13 protein-coding genes and 2 pseudogenes are annotated in these 18,538 nt (G+C 71.3%); 12 read left to right on the top strand and 3 right to left on the bottom strand.

Features of this window, described 5'->3' with window-relative positions:
• The first annotated feature begins 39 nt into the window (after positions 1–39).
• The 10 genes and pseudogenes from AB0959_RS07160 to AB0959_RS07115 all read left to right on the top strand — a co-directional run bounded on the left by AB0959_RS07160 (position 40) and on the right by AB0959_RS07115 (position 13,633).
• A complete protein-coding gene (locus AB0959_RS07160) occupies positions 40–723 on the top strand; it encodes a helix-turn-helix domain-containing protein (RefSeq protein ID WP_366825302.1) in 684 nt (227 codons plus the stop codon).
• A 255-nt stretch (positions 724–978) separates the two neighbouring features.
• Positions 979–2,559, top strand: a complete 1,581-nt coding sequence (locus AB0959_RS07155; RefSeq protein ID WP_366825301.1) for an ABC transporter substrate-binding protein — start codon at positions 979–981, stop codon at positions 2,557–2,559.
• A 126-nt stretch (positions 2,560–2,685) separates the two neighbouring features.
• Positions 2,686–4,116, top strand: a complete 1,431-nt coding sequence (locus tag AB0959_RS07150) for an amidase (protein ID WP_366825299.1) — start codon at positions 2,686–2,688, stop codon at positions 4,114–4,116.
• Positions 4,113–5,156, top strand: coding sequence for an ABC transporter permease (locus AB0959_RS07145; protein WP_366825298.1), 1,044 nt, complete (start codon positions 4,113–4,115; stop codon positions 5,154–5,156). Before AB0959_RS07150 ends, AB0959_RS07145 begins: the two co-directional genes overlap by 4 nt.
• Positions 5,146–7,146, top strand: coding sequence for a dipeptide/oligopeptide/nickel ABC transporter permease/ATP-binding protein (locus AB0959_RS07140; RefSeq protein WP_366825297.1), 2,001 nt, complete (start codon positions 5,146–5,148; stop codon positions 7,144–7,146). The genes AB0959_RS07145 and AB0959_RS07140 overlap by 11 nt, the downstream gene beginning before the upstream one ends.
• The gene (locus AB0959_RS07135; RefSeq protein WP_366825296.1) at positions 7,146–7,967 is read left to right on the top strand and encodes an ABC transporter ATP-binding protein; all 822 of its coding nucleotides are present in this window, start codon (positions 7,146–7,148) and stop codon (positions 7,965–7,967) included. Before AB0959_RS07140 ends, AB0959_RS07135 begins: the two co-directional genes overlap by 1 nt.
• A gap of 24 nt (positions 7,968–7,991) precedes the next feature.
• Positions 7,992–8,168: pseudogene (locus AB0959_RS07130) on the top strand (urease subunit gamma); the annotation flags it as partial.
• 345 nt (positions 8,169–8,513) lie between these two features.
• Positions 8,514–8,954, top strand: a complete 441-nt coding sequence (locus AB0959_RS07125; RefSeq protein WP_366825295.1) for an Lrp/AsnC family transcriptional regulator — start codon at positions 8,514–8,516, stop codon at positions 8,952–8,954.
• Between the two features lie 51 nt (positions 8,955–9,005).
• Positions 9,006–11,975 (top strand): aminotransferase, encoded by a 2,970-nt coding sequence (locus tag AB0959_RS07120; RefSeq protein WP_366825294.1) that lies wholly within the window; start codon positions 9,006–9,008, stop codon positions 11,973–11,975.
• Positions 11,976–12,316: 341 nt separating this feature from the next.
• Positions 12,317–13,633, top strand: coding sequence for a ferredoxin reductase family protein (locus AB0959_RS07115; RefSeq protein ID WP_366825486.1), 1,317 nt, complete (start codon positions 12,317–12,319; stop codon positions 13,631–13,633).
• A gap of 126 nt (positions 13,634–13,759) precedes the next feature.
• Here the strand turns inward: AB0959_RS07115 and AB0959_RS07110 are convergent, their stop codons facing one another.
• The gene (locus tag AB0959_RS07110) at positions 13,760–14,770 is read right to left on the bottom strand and encodes a LacI family DNA-binding transcriptional regulator (RefSeq protein WP_366825293.1); all 1,011 of its coding nucleotides are present in this window, start codon (positions 14,768–14,770) and stop codon (positions 13,760–13,762) included.
• Positions 14,771–14,904: 134 nt separating this feature from the next.
• On the opposite strand from AB0959_RS07110, the pseudogene AB0959_RS07105 reads away from it, so the two are divergent.
• A pseudogene (locus tag AB0959_RS07105) lies at positions 14,905–15,084 on the top strand (hypothetical protein); the annotation flags it as partial.
• Between the two features lie 109 nt (positions 15,085–15,193).
• On the opposite strand, the gene AB0959_RS07100 reads toward AB0959_RS07105, so the two are convergent.
• Entirely contained in the window at positions 15,194–15,634 is a 441-nt protein-coding gene (locus tag AB0959_RS07100; protein WP_366825292.1) for a hypothetical protein, read from the bottom strand.
• Here AB0959_RS07100 and AB0959_RS07095 point away from each other — a divergent pair.
• The gene (locus AB0959_RS07095) at positions 15,603–16,025 is read left to right on the top strand and encodes a hypothetical protein (RefSeq protein ID WP_366825500.1); all 423 of its coding nucleotides are present in this window, start codon (positions 15,603–15,605) and stop codon (positions 16,023–16,025) included. The genes AB0959_RS07100 and AB0959_RS07095 overlap by 32 nt on opposite strands.
• Positions 16,026–16,484: 459 nt before the next feature.
• On the opposite strand, the gene AB0959_RS07090 is transcribed toward AB0959_RS07095, so the two are convergent.
• Positions 16,485–18,374 carry a propionyl-CoA synthetase gene (locus AB0959_RS07090; protein WP_366825291.1) on the bottom strand — a complete coding sequence of 630 codons (1,890 nt, stop codon included), beginning with the start codon at positions 18,372–18,374 and terminating at the stop codon, positions 16,485–16,487.
• Positions 18,375–18,538: the final 164 nt, after the last annotated feature.

Here is an 18,538-nt window from a genome sequence, read left to right as displayed (position 1 = left end):
GCAGCGTGCGCTCGCCGTCCGTCCGAGGGAGGCGTTCGAGTGGCAGTTGCCGGGGGCCGGTCGACGAAGCGGCTCCAACGGGGAACCCTCTCCCAGGGGCTCATCGTGGGGGCCGCGCTGCGGATCCTCGACGAAGACGGGCCGGACGCGCTGACCTTCCAGCGACTCGGCAAGGAGCTGTCCGCCTCCGCGACCGCGGTCTACCGGCACTTCGCGAGTCGCGACCACATCATGGTCGCCGTCGCCGAGGAGCTCGACAGGATCTCCCTCGAGGAGTACGAGCCGCACGAGTCGTGGACCGAGTCGCTGCGTGACCTGGCGATCCGTGCCTGGAACACCGCGCTGGACCACCCGGCCGCCGCCGCGCTCTGCATGGGGAGAGTCACCCGAGGCGCTCACGAGTTGCGCGCCGTCGACGCCGTTCTGGAAGCGTTCCACCGCGGCGGCTGGCGCGGCCGGGAGGCCGTCCTGCACTACCAGGCGTTCTCGAACTTCATCCTCGCCATGGCGAGCAACAACGCCTGGCGGCTCGTCAACCAGCGGTTCGGCGCCGAGGTGAACTGGGTGCAGGAGTACCAGCCGGCGGATCCTGCCGCGTACCCCTACGCCGAGGCGGCGAAGGAACACCTGCGCAGCATCGACATGACCGACGTCTTCCGCCGGCAGACGGACATCCTCCTCACGGCCCTCGAGGCGGAGGCGGCGACGCTCCCGCGCGACTGACGCGCGCCCTCCGCCAGGCTTCACGGCTACCGCCCTGCAACGTCCCTGCGGGGCGGTGCGCACAAAGATAGTGAATGCTATTGACTACGTCGTTCACTTGGCTGCATCCTCTCCCCACCGAGTGCTCCACGGCTCGCTCCTACGCGGCGCCCACCGAGGGCCGCGCGCACCGCCTCCGGCCTGAACCGCTCGCGCTCGTCCCGCCCGATCCCGTGCGACCCGCGCAGAGCCCTACATCCCTCTTCAGGAGCACCCATGCGCCAGACCCGTACCCGCGCGGTCCCTGTGACCGCAGCCGTCGCCATGACGGCCGTGCTCGCCGGCTGCACCACCACGGGAGCGACGTCCTCGGACCCGGGCAGCGGCGGTGCCGCGACCGTGACGAAGATCCGGACGACGATCGACGTGCCGGCGAGCTTCGACCCGGCCAAGGCCTTGTCCCTGCCGGACTACCTGCTCGCCCGGGACAGTTACGACACCCTCGTGCGCAAGGACGACGGCGGGCTCGTCGGCGGGCTGGCCACCAAGTGGAGGAACACGCCGACCTCAGCCACGTTCACCCTGCGCACCGACGCCACGTGCGCCGACGGGACGCCGATCACGCCGGCGGTCGTCAAGGCGTCCCTCGACCGCTACGTCGACCCGAAGACGGCGGCGCCCGATCTCCCCACGGTATTCGGCCCCGGCAACACGGTGAGAGTGACCGCCGACGACGCGGCGCACACCGTGAAGATCACGCTGGCCAGGCCGTGGGGCGACATGGTCACCGGCCTGTCGATCGCGAGCACGGGCGTCGTCTGCCCGGCGGGACTCAAGGACCTCAAGGCCCTTGCCGCCGGTAGAGCCACGGGCTCGCAGTCCGGCCCGTACCTGCTTCAGAAGTCCCAGTCCGGCGTCTCGTACTCCTACACGCTCCGCCCGGAGTACAAGGCATGGCCGGCCTGGCGCACGAAGATACCCGGCAAGGTCGCCACGACCCTGGACTACCTGGTCTCGCCCGACCCGACGGCGACCGGCAACCTCGTCACCAGCGGCCAGCTCGACATCGGCAAGATCGACGCCTCGGGCATCCCGCGCTTCGACGGCGTGGACGGCCACAGCGTGAGCATCAGCCGGTTCTCCGACTTCTACCTGCTCTTCAACGAACGACCCGGCACGGTCTTCGCGGACGCCGACACCCGCCGGGCGGTCGCCCAGGCCGTCAACCGCGCCGCCTTCACCAAGGTCGTCTCGAAGAACACCGGCGAGCCGTCGACGATGTTCGTGCAGAAGGGCACCCCCTGCAACGACCCTGGCTCCTCCTTCCTCGTGCCGACGGACAAAGCCGCGGCGGCCTCCGTGCTCAAAGGCAAGAAGATCCGGCTCGTCGGCCCCCAGGTCGTCGGGCCCGCCGGCGCCGGAAACCAGTACATCCAGGAGGCGCTGCGGGCCGCGGGTGCGGACGTCACCCTCGCCAACGTCGACGTCGGGGCCTGGGTCGGCACCGTGTTCGGCAAGCCCGACGCCTGGGACCTCACGGTCTTCGCCGACCTCAACTTCCTCGGCAGCCTCGCCAACCCGCTCGGCCACTTCGTGGGACCGACCGTCCCCGAAGGCGGCGGCAACCTCGGCGCGGTGAAGAACCCCGTGCTGAACAAGGCCTTCGCCCAGGGCGCCGAGGCGACGACCGACAAGGCCCGCTGCACCGCCTACCAGAAGGCCGCCAAGACCCTGATCTCACGGGCGGACGCGGTGCCGCTGGTCAACGACCCGTTCATCTACGCGCTGCGCAAGGGGTTCAGCGCACAGATGCTCGGCGGCTCGCTCGACGACCCCATCCTGCGCATCACCGGCTGACGGACCGGCCGCCCGCACGGCGCGGACCCCCCCGAGGCCGGACCCGACCGTCCGGCACGGAGAATCCCCGCGCTGTCGCGGCGCCCCGCACCGAGACCCCCGCACCTTTCCGACAGGAGTCCCCTGGTGATCGACCCATTCAGCACCGCCCAGCAGATCGCCGACCTCGTGCGCGCGAAGGAGGTCAGCCCGGTGGAGGTGGCCGACACCTACCTCGACCGCATCGAGCGGATCAACCCCGTCGTCAACGCCGTCGTCTGGCTCGACGCCGACGCCGTGCGCGCGGCGGCCGTCCGGGCCGAGCAGGCGGTGCTGCGCGGTGATCCGCTCGGCCCGCTGCACGGCGTCCCCGTCCCCATCAAGGACCTCAACTCCGTCGCGGGACAACCCAACACGATGTCCTCACTGGCGATCCGGGACATCCCGCGGACGATCACGGACCCCGACATCCAGCTCCTCCTCGATGCCGGTGCGATCCCCCTCGGCCGGACGAACTCGCCGGAGTTCGGTGCTCTGACCGTCTCCGAGAACGCCCGGCACGGCAAGACGCGCAACCCGTGGAACCCGGCGCACACCTCCGGCGGGTCGAGCGGCGGTGCGTCGGCGGCCGTCGCGGCCGGGCTCGCCCCGGTGGCACACGCCTCGGACGGCGGGGGATCGATCCGGGTCCCGGCGTCCGTCACCGGTCTCGTGGGCCTCAAGCCGAGCCGGGGACGCGTGCCCGCGTTCGTCCGTGGCTGGGAACACTCGACGACCGAAGGCGCGATCACCCGCACCGTGCGCGACGCGGCCCTCATGCTCGACGTCATGGGCCGTGCCGACCGGCTCGCCTGGTACAGCGCGCCCGAACCGGGTCGCCCGTACGTCGAGGAGGTGGGTGCCGATCCCGGGCGGCTGCGGATCGGCCTGCTCCTCGACGCGCCGACCGGGCTGCCGGTCGACGAGGAGTGCCGCACGGCGGCTCTGACGGCCGCGCGGGCACTGCGCGACCTGGGACACGACGTCGTCGAGGCCCGCCCGAAGATGTTCTCGTACGAGGCGATCATGGGCTTCACCTGGACGATCATCAGTGCCTCCACCTACGCCATCGAGGTCGACGACCCCGACGCGGTGGACCCCTACATCCGGCGCCGCCGGGAAACCGCCCTCGAGGTCACCGCGGGCGACTACGCCCGGACGGCGGCGCTCCTGCAGGCCGAGTCACGCGAGGTGGTCACCCAGTGGGGCAAGGACTTCGACGTTCTCCTCACCCCGACCACGGCGGTCGTGGCGCCACCGGTCGGCCCCGTGTACGACGAGGCGAACTCCGACCCGGACGGCCCGCGGGCCACCGAAACGCGAATGGTCTCGTTCACCGCGTTCGTCAACATCGCCGGGCTGCCCGCCATCTCGCTGCCCGTCCACACGACCGCGGGCGGACTGCCGGTCGGTGCGCAACTCGTCGGCGCGCCCTACGACGAGGCGACGCTGCTGCGCCTGTCCGCCCAGCTCGAACCGCGGTTCCGCTGGTATGAACGGCATCCGGACGACGCGGCGCTCACGGGGGCGGCGCTGTGAGCGCCGGGCCCGCCGCCACGACCGGGCCGCTGCCTGCCGCACCCGTCCGGCGCGTTCCCCGGCTGCGGCTGCGGCTGCGGCTGGGCGGGGGCTGGGCCGGGTTCGCCGTCCGCCGGGCGGGCGGGCTGCTGATGTCCATGCTGCTGCTCGTCCTCGTGACGTTCCTCATCGTGCCCCTGCTGCCCGGGGACCCGGCCCGCGCGATCGCCGGCACCAACTCGTCCCCGGCCACGCTCGCGGCGATACGCGAACGACTCGGCCTCGACGAGCCGATGGCGACGCGGTTCGTCCACTACCTCGGCGACATCGTGTCCGGACGGCTCGGCACCTCGTTCCGGTTCGACACCCCGGTCTCGGACATCGTCGCGACCCGGTTGCCGTACACCGTCCAGCTCGTCATCCCGGCCGTCCTGCTCTCCCTGGTCATCGCCGTCCCGCTGGGCATGGCCGTCGGTGTCCTCACCCGTGACGGACGCCGCCGCCGGCTCGGCGTCGGCTTCGGCACGGTCGCCGGACTCCTGGCGTCGGCGCCGGTCTACGTCGTCGCGACCCTCCTCATCGTCCTGTTCTCGATCAGCCTCGGGCTGCTGCCGTCCGGCGGCGCCACGACACCGAGCGCGCTCGTCCTGCCGATCGCCGCGCTCTGCATCGGCCCGGCCTTCGCCATCGCCCGGGTCGTCCGGCAGGAGACGGCCTCGGTACTCGCCCAGGACTACATGAGGACCGCGCGCGGCCACCGCCTGGGATCCGTGCGTCTCCATCTCCGCCACGCGCTGCCCAACCTCGTGACGAGTGTCCTCACCCTGAGCGGTCTCGTCCTGACGTCCCTGCTCGGCGGGACGATCATCCTGGAGAACGTCTTCACCTACCCAGGGCTCGGCACCGAGGTCGTCCAGGCGATCATCTACAAGGACTATCCGGTGATCCAGGGCATCATCCTCGTCGTCGGCATGCTCGCCCTCCTCGTCAACCTCCTCGTGGACGTCGTCCTCGGGATCGTCGACCCGCGCACGCTCGAGGGAGGTCGTCGTGGCCACTGACGCGACCGTGCGCCGATGGCGCCGCGACCCGTCGCTGCTGTCCGGCGCGGTGATCCTCGGACTGCTCCTCGTCGTCGCCCTCGTAGCCCCGCTGCTGCTGAGCGGCTCCGCCGAGACCCTCACCGACGACGCCCGGCTGGGGCCCGGTGCCGAGCATTTCCTCGGCACCGACGCCTTCGGCCGTGACGTCCTCGCCCGGGCGCTCGTCGCGACCCGGCTCACCCTGCTCATGGCCGCCGCCGCCACCGCCGCCTCGTTCGTCGTCGGCGTCGCGATCGGGGCGCTGGTCCACCTCGCACCCAGGTGGCTGCGCGAGACCTGTCTGCGGCTCATCGACTCGGCGGTGGCCTTCCCCTCGCTCGTCCTCGCCCTCGTCATCGCGGCGGTGCTCGGGCCGGGCATGGGGCCCGCGATCGTCGCGATCGCCGTCGCCGGCGTCCCCGGGTTCGCGCGGTTGACGGCGAATCTCGCCGCGACCGTCGCGGACAAGGACTACGTCCTCACCGCGCGCCTGCTCGGCGTCCCCGGCCTGCGCATCCTGGGCCGGCACGTCCTGCCGAACATCAGCGGGCCGCTGCTGGTGCTCCTCGGTTCCAGCTTCACCCTGTCCCTGCTCGACATCAGCAGTCTGTCGTTCGTCGGCCTCGGTGTGCAGAACCCGCAGTACGACTGGGGCCGGTTGCTCAACGAGGCGCTGCCGTCGATCTTCGCCCAGCCGTCGGTCGTCCTCGCCCCGTCGATCATGCTCATCGTCACCGGTGTGGGCGCCATGCTCCTCGGAGACGGCGTGGCCTCACTCGTCGACCCGCGAACCCGCGGCACGGCGCCCGCACCGGCCAAGACGGCGGACGCGGCGGGACCGGCCGGCGCGGCGCAGGCCGGCGCGGCGCAGGACGGCGCGGTGCAGGACGGCGCGGTGCAGGACGGCGCGGTGCAGGACGGCGCGGCGCAGGCGTCTTTGGCGTCGGGCGGTGAGGGGGCAGCGGCCGGCGCGGCGCAGGACGGCCCGGCACAGGCCGGCCCGGCACAGGACGGCGCGGCACAGGCGTCTTTGGCGTCGGGCGGTGCGGGGGCAGCGGCCGGCGCGGAGCAGGACGGCCTGCTGACCGTCGCCGGGCTGACCGTGCGCGCCGGCGACCGGACACTCGTCGACGACGTGTCGTTCACCATCGGAGCCGGCCAGATCGTCGGCCTCGTCGGGGAGTCGGGCTCGGGCAAGTCCACCATCGCCATGGCGGTCGCGGGCCTGCTCCCCGAGGGCGTGCGGGCGAACGCGTCGCGCCTTGCCCTCGGCGACCTCGACCTGCTCGGAACACCGCCGGAGCGACGCCTTGCGACCGAGATCGGCATCGTCTACCAGGACCCGATCGGCACGTTCAACCCCGCGCTGAGGCTCGGCACCCAGCTCACCGAGGTGGCCAGGGTGCATCTGGGGACGTCCCGGCGCCGGGCCGCGCAGGACATGGTCCGCGCCCTGGCCGACATCCACGTCACCGAGCCGGACCGGCGGCTGAGCCAGCACCCGCACGAGTTGAGCGGCGGCATGCTCCAGCGCGCCTCGATCGCCTCCGCGATGACGACGAAACCGCGGCTGCTCATCGCCGACGAGCCGACGACGGCACTCGATGTCACCGTCCAGGCGGAGGTGCTGCGCCAGTTCCGGCGCATCAACCGCGAGCACGGCACGGCGATGCTGTTCATCTCGCACGACATCGGCGTGGTCGGCGTGCTCTGTGACACCGTCCTGGTGCTCCACGGCGGCCGGGTCGTCGACCGGACGACGGGCGGCGACCTGCGCCGGGGGAAGGCCACCCACTCGTACACCCGCGCGCTGCTCGCGGCGACGCCCGCCGCGGTCGAGGCCGGCGGAACCCTCACCGCCGTCCGGTGGACGGCCGACGCGCCTTCGGCGCAGCCGAGCGGGGCGCCCTCGGACGACCTTTCCGACAGAGCCGCGGACCGCCCCCCGGCCGCGGAAGGGAGCCGCTGATGTCCGCCACAGCCACCGCACCGGACCGGTGGGCGGCCGACCCGCTGCTCCGCGTCGAGGGCCTCACCGTCGAACTCGGCCACGGCGCCGCGGCCCGCAGGGTGCTCAAGGAAGTCTCGTTCGACATCCCCCGGGGCACCACCCTCGCCCTCGTCGGCGAGTCCGGGTCGGGCAAGACGACGCTCGCGCGGACACTCGTCGGCGTCCACAGGCCGTCGAGCGGTCGGATCCTCGTGGACGGCGCCCCGCTGCGCACCTCGCGCGGACGGGCGGGAGCCGCGACGGTCCAGATGATCCCGCAGGACCCGTATTCCTCGTTCGACCCGCGGCGCACCGTCGCGCAGTCGCTCGCCGAGGCACTCGATCCGATCCGGGCCAGGGTGAAACCGGTCCGGGCCCGGATCGCCGAACTGCTCAGCCAGGTGAGCCTCGACCCGGACACCATGGACCGCTATCCGCACGAGTTCTCCGGAGGCCAGCGGCAGCGGCTGGCGATCGCACGGGCCCTCGCACCGCGTCCGCGGTTCGTCATCGCCGACGAGATCACCTCGGCCCTCGACCTGACGACCCAGGCGGAGATCCTCAACCTGCTCGCCGATCTGCGCCGCCGGCTCTCGCTGACGATGCTTTTCATCTCACATGACCTGGCCGTCGTCCGGCACGTCAGCGACACGGTCGCGGTCCTGCTGCACGGGGACCTCGTCGAGCTCGGCCCGACCGGAGCCACCTTCGTCGAGCCGAACCACCCGTACACCGCTCAACTTCTCGCGTCCGTCCCGGGCGACCCGAGGTTCCGCCTCGACGACGAGCCGGCCAGGTGAGCAAAGCGAGGAGGTGCCCGCGGCATGCGACTGACTCCCGCGGAGCGTGACCGGCTGCTGCTCTTCGGAGCCGCCGAGCCGGCCCGCGCCCGCCGCGCCCGCGGTCTGCGGCTCCGGTTCGCGGTCGTGAGCGACCCGATCGGCGGGAGTCTCGGTGAGCGGGCGCCGGGCGCGCTGCTGCCGGGTCCCGAGCACGCCGAGCATGTGGCGATCGGGCTGCGGGGCACGGACCGGGCGCAAGTCATGTGCCACGTACGGGAGTTCCTGGTTGACAGCCTCCTCGCGAACTCCTGAGTCCACGTCCAGGTCGTACGCAGCACTGCGGTTGACCCTGTAGCGCTTGGTGCGTACCAGCGGTGTCCCAGTCGAAGGCGAGTCGGCAGTGCCGATTGTCCAGGACCAGCCCCTCGGGCAGCTCCCGCGCGGGAACCCGCACACATGATCCGCTCGATTCCATCGCCTTTACACTTGAATCGAGCACATAGGTCGGGCATCGTGCATGAAACAAGCGCAACGCCTGCCGTTCACGCAGGAGAGAGGTGCTGCATGGACGACATCGACCAGGCCATCCTGCGGGAGCTGCAGGTCGACGGCCGGATCCCCTACGCCGATCTGGGTCCGAAGGTGGGGTTGTCGCCCTCGGCCGCGAGGCTCCGGCTGCAGCGGCTGATCGACACCAAGGCGGTCCAGGTCGTCGGAGTGACCGACCCGATGACCATGGGCCGGCAGACGATGGCACTCCTCGGCCTGCGCGTCGACGGCGATGCCCGGGCGGTCGCCGACGAGCTGTCCCGGCACGACGAAGTCGTGTACACGGTCCTGACGGCCGGCGGCTTCGACCTGTTCGCGGAGGTGGTGTGCCCTCAGCCTCGGGATCTTCTGGACTTCATCAACGACGTCGTGCGGCCCGTCGAGGGTGTCGCATCCGTGGAGAACTTCCCCTACTTCGCGATTCACACCCACCGCTTCCTGTGGCACGTCGACTGAGGCAGCCGAGAGTCCGAGCCCTGTTCGCCCGCACCAGCCGAGGAACCCCGCATGCTGCCCGACGAGCACCGCACGATCGACTTCTTCACCGAGGGCGCTCTTCCCGCACCCCGCATGGCGCCGGCCGAGGCCGAGCTCATCGCTGCCGAACACCTCGGCATCGCTGCTCGCGCGCAGGCGCTGGGCAGCCAGCAGGACGCCAACTTCCTGCTGCACGCCGACGACGGGACGCCCTCGGCGATTCTGAAGATCGCCAACCCCGCCTTCGGCACGGTGGAGATCGACGCCCAGGACGCGGCAGCCGACCTGATCGCCTCGGCCCGCCCCGAACTGCGCATCGCCACGGTCCTGCGCCGCCCCGACGGCTCACCGCGGCGCACGACGGTGGACACCGGGAACGGTCCGGCCGTCGCGCGCCTGCTGCGCCACCTGCCCGGCGGCACCCTCTCGGGACCACGCCACCTGTCTCCCGGCACCGTGGCGGGCATGGGCACGATCGCCGGAAAGGTCAGCACCGCCCTGCGCGACTTCCGGCACCCGGGCCTCGACCGCGTGCTCCAGTGGGACCCGCAGCACGCCGATCGCGTCGTCGCCAAGCTCGCCGGGCACATCGACGAACCCGACCGGCGCACCGCCGTCCGGACCGCGACCGCCGAGGCCTGGGCACAGGTCCACAAGCTCGCCGCCACGCTGCCGTCGCAGGCCGTGCACCTGGACCTCACCGACGACAATCTGATCCGCTGTCCCGACAGCCGTCCGCCCCTGCCGGACGGGGTCATCGACTTCGGTGACGTGACCACGAGCTGGGCGGTAGGCGAACTCGCCGTGTCACTGTCCTCGATGCTTCACCACGACGGTATCGAGCCTCACCACGTGCTGCCTGCCGTCCGCGCCTTCCACGCCGTTCGGCCCCTCTCCTCAGAGGAAGCCGATGCGGTGTGGCCGCTCGTGGTCCTGCGCGCCGCCGTCCTGGTGGCCAGCGGGCGGCACCAGGCCGCCGTCGACGAGGACAACGTCTACGCCAAGGCCGCGCTCGACCACGAATGGCGCATATTCGAACAGGCCACCTGCCTGCCCCTGCCGGTGATGATCCGCCTCATCAGGGACGCGACCGGCAGAGCCGACGTGCCTGCCCGGACCGCGCGGGCCGATGCGCCGGTCAGCTCTCTCCTGCGGGACCTCGCCGTCGACGACATCACCCTCCTCGACCTGTCCACCGACGCCGATTCCATGGACCACGGAGCCTGGACGGACGCCCGCACCGAGGCCCGGCTGGTGACCTCCGCGCTCGCCGGTGGAGCGGCCGCCGTCGCTACCCGGTACGCCCATGCGCGACTCACCCGGACACCGGCGCTGTCGGCGGTGTCCACCGCCACGGTGCCCACCGGAATCGACCTCTGGCTCGGCATGGATGCCGTGGTGCAGGCGCCCGCCGCGGGGAAGGTCCTCGCCGCGGCGCCGGGCCACGTGGAACTCACCTGCGGCGCGCGGGTGCTGTCGCTGTCCTTCCCCCGCGCGGTCCAGCCTGTGGTCACCACCGGTGCGACGGTGCGGGCGGGCGAGGACATCACCCACCTCAGGTCCGGTGCCTCGGTCCACATTGCGCTGCGCGACGCCGACGGCCCCGCTGCCCCGCGCCTGGTGCGTCCCGAGTACGCCGCCGGCTGGCTCGCGCTCACCGCCGACCCCGCCCCGCTCCTCGGCCTCCCGGCCGACTCCGACCGTACGCGCGAGAGAGACCTGCTCGACCGGCGTGACGCCGCGTTCGCCACCGCGCAGGAGCACTACTACGCCAACCCCCCACGTATCGAACGTGGTTGGCGCCACCATCTGCTGTCCACCGACGGCCGGTCGTACCTCGACATCGTCAACAACGTCACCCCGTTGGGCCACGCCCACCCCCGCGTCGAGCAGGCGGTCTCCCGGCAGTCGCGGCGGCTCAACACCAACTCGCGCTTCCACTACGCCTCCGTGGTGGAGTTCACCGAGCGCCTCACCGCCCTCCTCCCCGACCCTCTGGACACGGTGTTCCTCGTCAACTCCGGTTCGGAAGCGGTGGATCTGGGCCTTCGCCTGGCCATCGGGGCCTCCGGCCGGCACGACGTCGTCGCGTTGCGCGAGGCGTACCACGGCTGGACGTACGCCTCCGACGCGGTCTCCACCTCGCTCCAGGACAACCCGAACGCCCTGGCCACCCGCCCGGACTGGGTGCACACCCTGGACTCGCCCAACTCCTACCGCGGCCGCCACCGCGGGCCGGACGCCGTGCGCTACGCACCCGAGGCCGTCGCGGTGATCGACGAACTGGCCGCTGCCGGCCGCCCGGCGGGAGCGTTCATCGGCGAGACGTTCTACGGCAACGCCGGAGGGGTCGCCCTTCCCGACGGCTATCTCGCCCAGGTGTACGCGGCCGTACGGCGTCACGGTGGCCTGGCCGTCGCCGACGAGGTGCAGGTCGGATACGGCCGCCTCGGACACTGGTTCTGGGGCTTCGAGCAGCAGCAGGTCGTCCCCGACATCGTCTGTGTCGCCAAGGCCATGGGCAACGGGCACCCCCTCGGCGCCGTCATCACGTCCAAGGCGGTCGCGGACCGGTACCGCGACCAGGGCTACTTCTTCTCCTCCACCGGCGGCAGCCCCGTCTCCAGCATCGTGGGCCTCACCGTCCTGGACACCCTGCGCGACGAAGACCTCCAGGGCAACGCGGCGCGAGTCGGCGGCCATCTGAAATGCCGGCTCGAGGCACTGGCCGGCCGCTACGGCATCATCGGCGCCGTCCACGGCTCGGGCCTCTACCTCGGCCTCGAACTCGTCCGGGACCGCTCCGACCTGGAACCCGCCACAGAAGAGACCGCCGAACTCTGCGACCGCATGCTCGACCTCGGCGTGATCGTCCAGCCCACCGGGGACCACCTCAACATCCTCAAGATCAAGCCGCCGCTGTGCATCGACACCACCGCGGCCGACTTCTTCGCCGACATGCTCGACCTGGCCCTCATCCAACTCGGTCACTCCCGCTGACGCCGCACTGCGTCACACGTGCGTCACACCCAGCTCGGCGGCGCCGACCACCACGGCCTGTACGACGTCGGGGCCGGTGATGAGGGGGTCGCGCCGGGCGGCTTCGAGCAGCGCGCGTTCTCCCGCTTCCGCTTCGAGGCACCCGCTGGCGCCGCTGCCGCACGGCCTGCCGTTCCGCGAACGCGGCCCTGCACAGCTACGAGGTCGCCCGCGAGGGGCGCTTGCTCGGTGTGAAGGCTTGTGGTTAAGGACTTAATCACTCAACCTACCCGGCGTCAGTGCCCGGCGTGGGTACGGCACATGGACAATGAGGGGAAGCGGTGGAGGCGACGAGTACACGGGTGCGGCAGGGCACCATACCTCCGGTCATTGCGGCGCGGTGGGCGCTGTGGACCTTTGTCATCATCAACCTGGTGATCGTCGAGGCTTTGTTCATCACCGCCGGTACCGGCAAGAACGGGGTGCTCACGGTCGCCAAGTTCTTCGGCCTGCACGCCGCCGTGCTGATGCTGTTCCAGCTGCTGCTGGTGGCCCGGCTTCCGTGGCTCGACCGCCGTATCGGCATGGACCGGTTGACGGTGTGGCACCGGTGGGTCGGCTTCACCCTGCTGTGGACCCTCCTCACCCACGCCGTGCTGGTGGTGCTCGGCTACGCGAGGCTCGATGACGCGTCGATGACGAAGACGTTCTTCGCGCTGGCCGGAGTACCGGCATCCCTCCTCGGGATGCTGGCCGCGGCGATCGTCGTCGTGGTCGCCGCGGTCTCCGCCCGACAGGTGAGGCGGCGGCTGCGGTACGAGACGTGGCACGGCCTGCACGTGCTGCTGTACCTGGCGCTGGGGCTGGCCTTCGTCCACCAGTTGCAGGAGACCACGACCTTCAGCTCCTCCACGCCCGCGATGATCTATTGGTGGGCCCTGTGGCTGTTCGCGTTCGGTTCCCTGGTCACGGGGCGGATCGTGATGCCTCTGTGGCGCAACGCCTATCACCGGTTCGAGGTCACGGCGGTGATACCGGAGTCGGACGACGTGGTGTCGGTGCACGTCACCGGCCGCCACCTCGACAGGCTGCCGGCCAGGGCGGGCCAGTTCTGCATCTGGCGGTTTCCCGGGCACAACCACTGGTGGCTGGCCAACCCGTTCTCGCTGTCGGCGGCACCCGACGGCCGCACGTTGCGCCTGACCGCCAAGGCGGTCGGCAGCACCAGTGCCGGCCTGCGGCACGTCCCGGTCGGGAGCCGCGCGTTCGTCGAGGGGCCGTACGGGGCGTTCACCTCGGTGCATCGCACGCGGCCAGGCGCACTGCTGATCGCCGGAGGAGTGGGGATCACGCCGGTTCGAGCCCTCCTGGAGGAGGAACCGGCGGGTGACGTCGTCGTGCTCTACCGGGTACGCAGCGAGAACGACGCCGTGCTGGCCGACGAGGTACGAGCCCTGGTCGCGGACCGCGGTGGTCAGCTGCACCTGCTCACCGGCCGCACGGGGGAGGGGAGCACGCCGTTCGAGCCCGACAGTCTCCGTGCCCTGGTCCCCGACCTGACCGAACGCGACGTGTACGTCTGCGGCCCGCCCGCGATGACCTCGACCGTGCTCAGCGCCCTGCGCGGCCTGAAGGTTCCCCAACGGCAAGTGCACGCCGAACGGTTCGGCCTGGCCTGACGAATGCCGTACCCGCTGCCGCCGGCATGACCGGCGGCTGCGGTGCGGACGACGGACCGCGCCGGGCCGGTGGCCGGCCGTACGCAGGAGAGTGCTGCCGCGGCCAGGGGTCAGGACGGGGTGTGGTCACGGTGTGCTGTTGCCTCGTCGTACCGTGTGCCGTGTCGAACGGCGAGGGACCAGCACCGGCTGCACGAGCCGATGCCGGTCCACGCCGCCGCGGGCGTTGATGAGAGCGATCAGCAGGTCGACCGCTTCGTCGCTCACCCGGTCCGGGCGGAGGCTTACCGTGGTGACGGGCGGGGTCGTCGTCGCGTAATCCGGGTCCTCACTGATGCACGCCACCAGCAGATCCCGCGGCACCCGAAGCCCGTGGTGCCGGGCGGCGGCGAGGATGTTGTGGCCGGAGTCGGAGTAGACGCCGACGACGGCGTCCGGTCGCGGATCGCGGTTGAGCAGCCGGCCGACAGCGTCCCGTTCCGCGGTGAAGTAGTCGGGCAGCGAGACGTACTCCTCGACGAGGGCGGGCATGTCGCGTTCGGCGCACCAGGACGCGTAGGCGCGTCCGATCAGCTGCGGGTACGTGTCGTCGTACAGCGGTTGGGAGAGCCCGATCCGCCGGGCGCCGGACTCCGCGAGGTGGTCGAGCAGGAGGCGAAGGCCCGCCTCGTGGTTCGCGTCCACCCATGCGTCGCCCCAGCGCGGCTGGGGCGGCCGGCCATCGCTGACGATCGGGATGCCCCGCTCCCGCAGGAGGGAACGCACCGGGTCCTCGGCGCGCGGTGCGACGTGGATGACGCCGTCCACCGGCGTGTTGAGCCACATCCACGGTGACAGCGAACTCGGCATCACCATGAGCATGTAGCCGCGCTCGTGCGCCGCCGCCATCGCGCCCAGCGCCAGCTGTGCGTAGTACGGGATCTCGGTGTACGGGACGGGAAGATCGCCGTACGTCGTCATCGTCAGGCCGAGTACGCCCGTGCCGCCGCGGGCCATGGCTCGTGCCGTGCTGGCCGGGGCGCAGCCGAGTTCGCGTGCCGCGGCCAGCACGCGCTGCCTGGTCGCCTCGGACAGCCGTCCGGTGCCGTTGAGCGCGTTGGACACCGTGGCCGTGGACACTCCTGCCCGTGCGGCCACAGCGCCGAGCGTGGGACGCCGCCAGGCACGAGAACTCTCCATGCGCACCCCAACTGCCCCGTGGTCACACTTGCTTGAAAGCTTGATCAGGCAGCCTACCGGGCGACAGCGGCCCGGACCGGTCGCCGGGTGAGCGCCGGGCGTTGCCCGCACTGCTGGTCGCCGTTCTCGCGCTGCCGGCCCTGTCCGCGTCGGCGCTGCGCATGTGCCTGGGCTTCGCCGACGCGGGCCACGACCCCAGGGCCACGACGACCAGGCAGGCGTACGACCTGCTCGCCGAGGGTTTCCGCCCGGGTCCCAACGGCCCGCTGGTGTCCTGGCGCAGGTGGCGACGTGCGGAGGCGTCGGTGCTTCAGGCATCGGGGCCGGGCACCGGAGCGGTGGGGCTGTCGCTGTGGCCGGACCACTTCACGACAGCCGCCTTCAGCCGCCCCGCCGAAGCGGACTACCCGCGCTGGTTCGCGAACTCCGTCGCCGTCGGCGAAGCCGCGTAGGTACACCTGGTGGATGACCGCGGAGCGCCACCAGGAGCCGTTCACGGCGTCGTGCGTGACATCGTTCGTGGAGGTCGGGTTGCTCATGGGGCTCGGTCCTGCCGGTGTGCGCGGACGCGTGTGCTGACTGTTGATCACTCGGGGCGCCGGCCCGGCTACCCCTTGGTCGCGCCTGGAGTGCCGCCGCGAGTTTGAGCGGGTACTGGTTGCCCGAGCCGAGCTGGCCGGAGACGAGTGAGGCGACCCCGGTGGTGAGGGTGTTCAGTTCCGGGCTCTGCCGGGACACGATGAAGTGGCCCAGTTCGTTCCATGACCCCTGGAACGACAGGATGGTCAGGGTGAGGAGTGCGGGCCGGGCCATCGGCAGCACGATGGACCAGAAGGTCCGGAAGGTGCTCGCGCCGTCGATGCGGGCCGCCTTCGACTACCGACTGCCGGAACTCTGGGGCGGCGACGCACGCGCGGACACGCCCGCCCCCGTCCCCTACCCGGCCGCCTGCCGGCCACAAGCCTGGTCGGCGGCATCCGCCGTCGCCCTCATGACCGCACTGACCGCACTGACCGGACTGGAGCCCGACGTACCCGCCGGCCGCCTCCACCTCCGGCCGACAGGCCCACTCCCCGTCGGCGCACTCACCGTCACGGGACTCACCGTCGCGGGAGAACGGCTCGGCGTGGCCATCGGCGCCGATGGTCGGATCGAATCGGTTTCGGCACCTGCGGGCCTGATCGTCGAGGAACACGCGGCCTCGCAGTCCTGAGCCCCGGCCGACTTCTGCCCCGACCCGACCGACAAAACGAACTCGGATACGCTCTGCGTAGACGTTGTCACGACGGTCGCAGAGGCTCCGCCCCGAGCACGGGGCGGAGCCTCTGCGCGTTGGAAGGGGAATCCGCTGCGGCCCTGTGTGCCGCTCGACGGCGGCCCGGGTCGCCGGCGAGGGTGATCGCGTCGACGGTCCGGGTGCGCAGCACTTTGCCCCCGCCGTGTGCCTTCGGCAGGGTCATCAACGTCCGCCTCGTCCCACACCTGATGCCCGTCTGCAGGCGAACCAAGGATCTACCCGTCGCCCCGCGATCGCTCAGCAAGCGGGCGCCTCGGGCACGCGCGCGCCGAGGCGGAGATCGGCCCCCCCACGGGCCGACGGCGTGTCCCGGGGAGTCGTGCAGTCCTGCGGCGGGCCGTGCCCCATGGCGCCCGGTGGGCGGGAGCCGACCGTTCACGCGGTGTGGTCGGCGCGGCGGAGAACCGGTCGCAGGGCTTCGATGACGCCGGGGTCGTCCACCGTGGAGGGGATGGGTTCGTCGTGGCCGTCGGCGATGCCGCGCATCGTCTTGCGCAGGATCTTTCCCGAGCGGGTCTTGGGCAGGGCGGCCACGACCGCGACGTCCTTGAGGGAGGCGACCGCGCCGATGCGTTCGCGTACGAGTTGGACGAGCTCGGCCTCGACCTCGCTCGGTTCGCGGTCGGTCCCGACCTTCAGGACGACGAAGCCGCGCGGCACTTGTCCCTTCAGAGGCTCGGCGACGCCGATGACAGCGCACTCGGCGACGTCGGGATGGGCGGCGAGGGCCTCTTCCATGCTGCCGGTGGACAGTCGGTGGCCGGCGACGTTGATGACGTCGTCGGTGCGGCCCATGACGAAGACGTAGCCGTCGTCGTCGATGTGGCCGCTGTCGCCGCTGAGGTAGTAGCCGTCGTGGGCGGCGAGGTAGGAGGCGATGTAGCGGTCGTCGTCGTTCCAGAGTGTGGGGAGTGCGCCGGGCGGCAGGGGGAGCTTCACGACGATCGCACCGTCGACGCCCGCGGGCACCGGATCGCCCGCAGGGTCGAGGACCCGGACGTCCCAGCCGGGCAGCGGGCGGGTGGGGGATCCGGGCTTGAGGGGAGCGGCCTCGATTCCCACGGGGTTGGCGACGATGGGCCAGCCGGTCTCGGTCTGCCACCAGTGGTCGATCACCTGGATGCCCAGAAGATCACTCGCCCAGTGATAGGTCTCGGGGTCGAGACGCTCGCCGGCGAGGAAGAGATGGCGCAGGCCGGTCAGGTCGTAGTTCGAGGTGAGCGTTCCTTGTGGGTCCTCCTTGCGGATGGCCCGGAAGGCGGTGGGCGCGGTGAACATGGTCTTGACCCGGTGCTCGGCGGCGACGCGCCAGAACTGGCCCGCGTCCGGGGTGCCCACCGGCTTGCCCTCGTACAGGACCGTCGTGGCGCCGGCCAGCAGGGGCGCGTAGACGATGTAGGAGTGCCCGACGACCCAGCCGACGTCCGAGCCGGTGAACATCGTCTCGCCCGGGCCCACGTCGTAGACGGCGCCCATCGACCAGTGGAGGGCGACCGCGTAGCCGCCGCAGTCACGCACGACTCCCTTGGGTTTTCCGGTCGTTCCGGACGTGTAGAGGATGTAGAGGGGGTCCGTGGCGGGGACGGGAACGCAGTCGGCCGGAGGTGCGGTGGAGACCAGGTCGCCCCAGTCGAGATCGTTGGGCCCCAACTCGGCAGGCTCCTGCGGGCGTTGCAGGATCACACTCTTGTGCGGCTTGTGGGCCGCGAGTTCGATGGCCTGGTCGAGCAAGGGCTTGTACGCGATGACACGCTTGCCCTCGATGCCGCAGGAGGCGGAGACGACCACCTTGGGGGCCGCGTCATTGATACGGAGGGCGAGTTCGCGCGGGGCGAACCCGCCGAAGACGACCGAGTGGATCGCACCGATACGTGCGCAGGCCAGCATCGCGATCGCGGCCTCCGGGACCATCGGCATGTAGATGACGACGCGGTCGCCGTGCTCCACGCCGAGCTGCGTGAGCGCTCCGGCGAAGGCCGCTACCTCGTCCCTCAACTGCGCGTAGGTGTAGGTGCGCCGGGTGTCGGTGACCGGTGAGTCGTAGATGAGCGCGGGTTGTTCGCCGCGCCCGGCTTCGACGTGTCGGTCGACGGCGTTGAAGCAGACGTTGAGCCGCCCGTCGGGAAACCAGCGGTAGAAGGGTGCGCCCGAGGAGTCCAGGGCGCGATGCGGGGTGACATCCCAGTTGATGGCCTGAGCCGCCTTCAGCCAGAAGTTCTCCGGGTCTTCGGTGCTGGCGCGGAAGACATCCTCGTACGTTCCCATTGGCGCACTCCTTCTGGCATCGAGGGGCAGACGTGTGGTGGCGTGCAAAGCGGTGTCGGACACAAGTACCGCATGCCGCCGACACGGTCGAGCAGGCTGCCGGTTACCAGCGGTCCGGTCTCCGACGTCGCGGTGGGACCAGCTCGAGGACGCGGTGCTGCCGG

This window comes from Streptomyces sp. NPDC046862 (assembly GCF_040704615.1).
GTDB lineage: Bacteria > Actinomycetota > Actinomycetes > Streptomycetales > Streptomycetaceae > Streptomyces.
The sequence above is the reverse complement of the archived record's forward strand: the minus strand, read 5'-3'. Positions and strand labels throughout refer to the sequence as shown.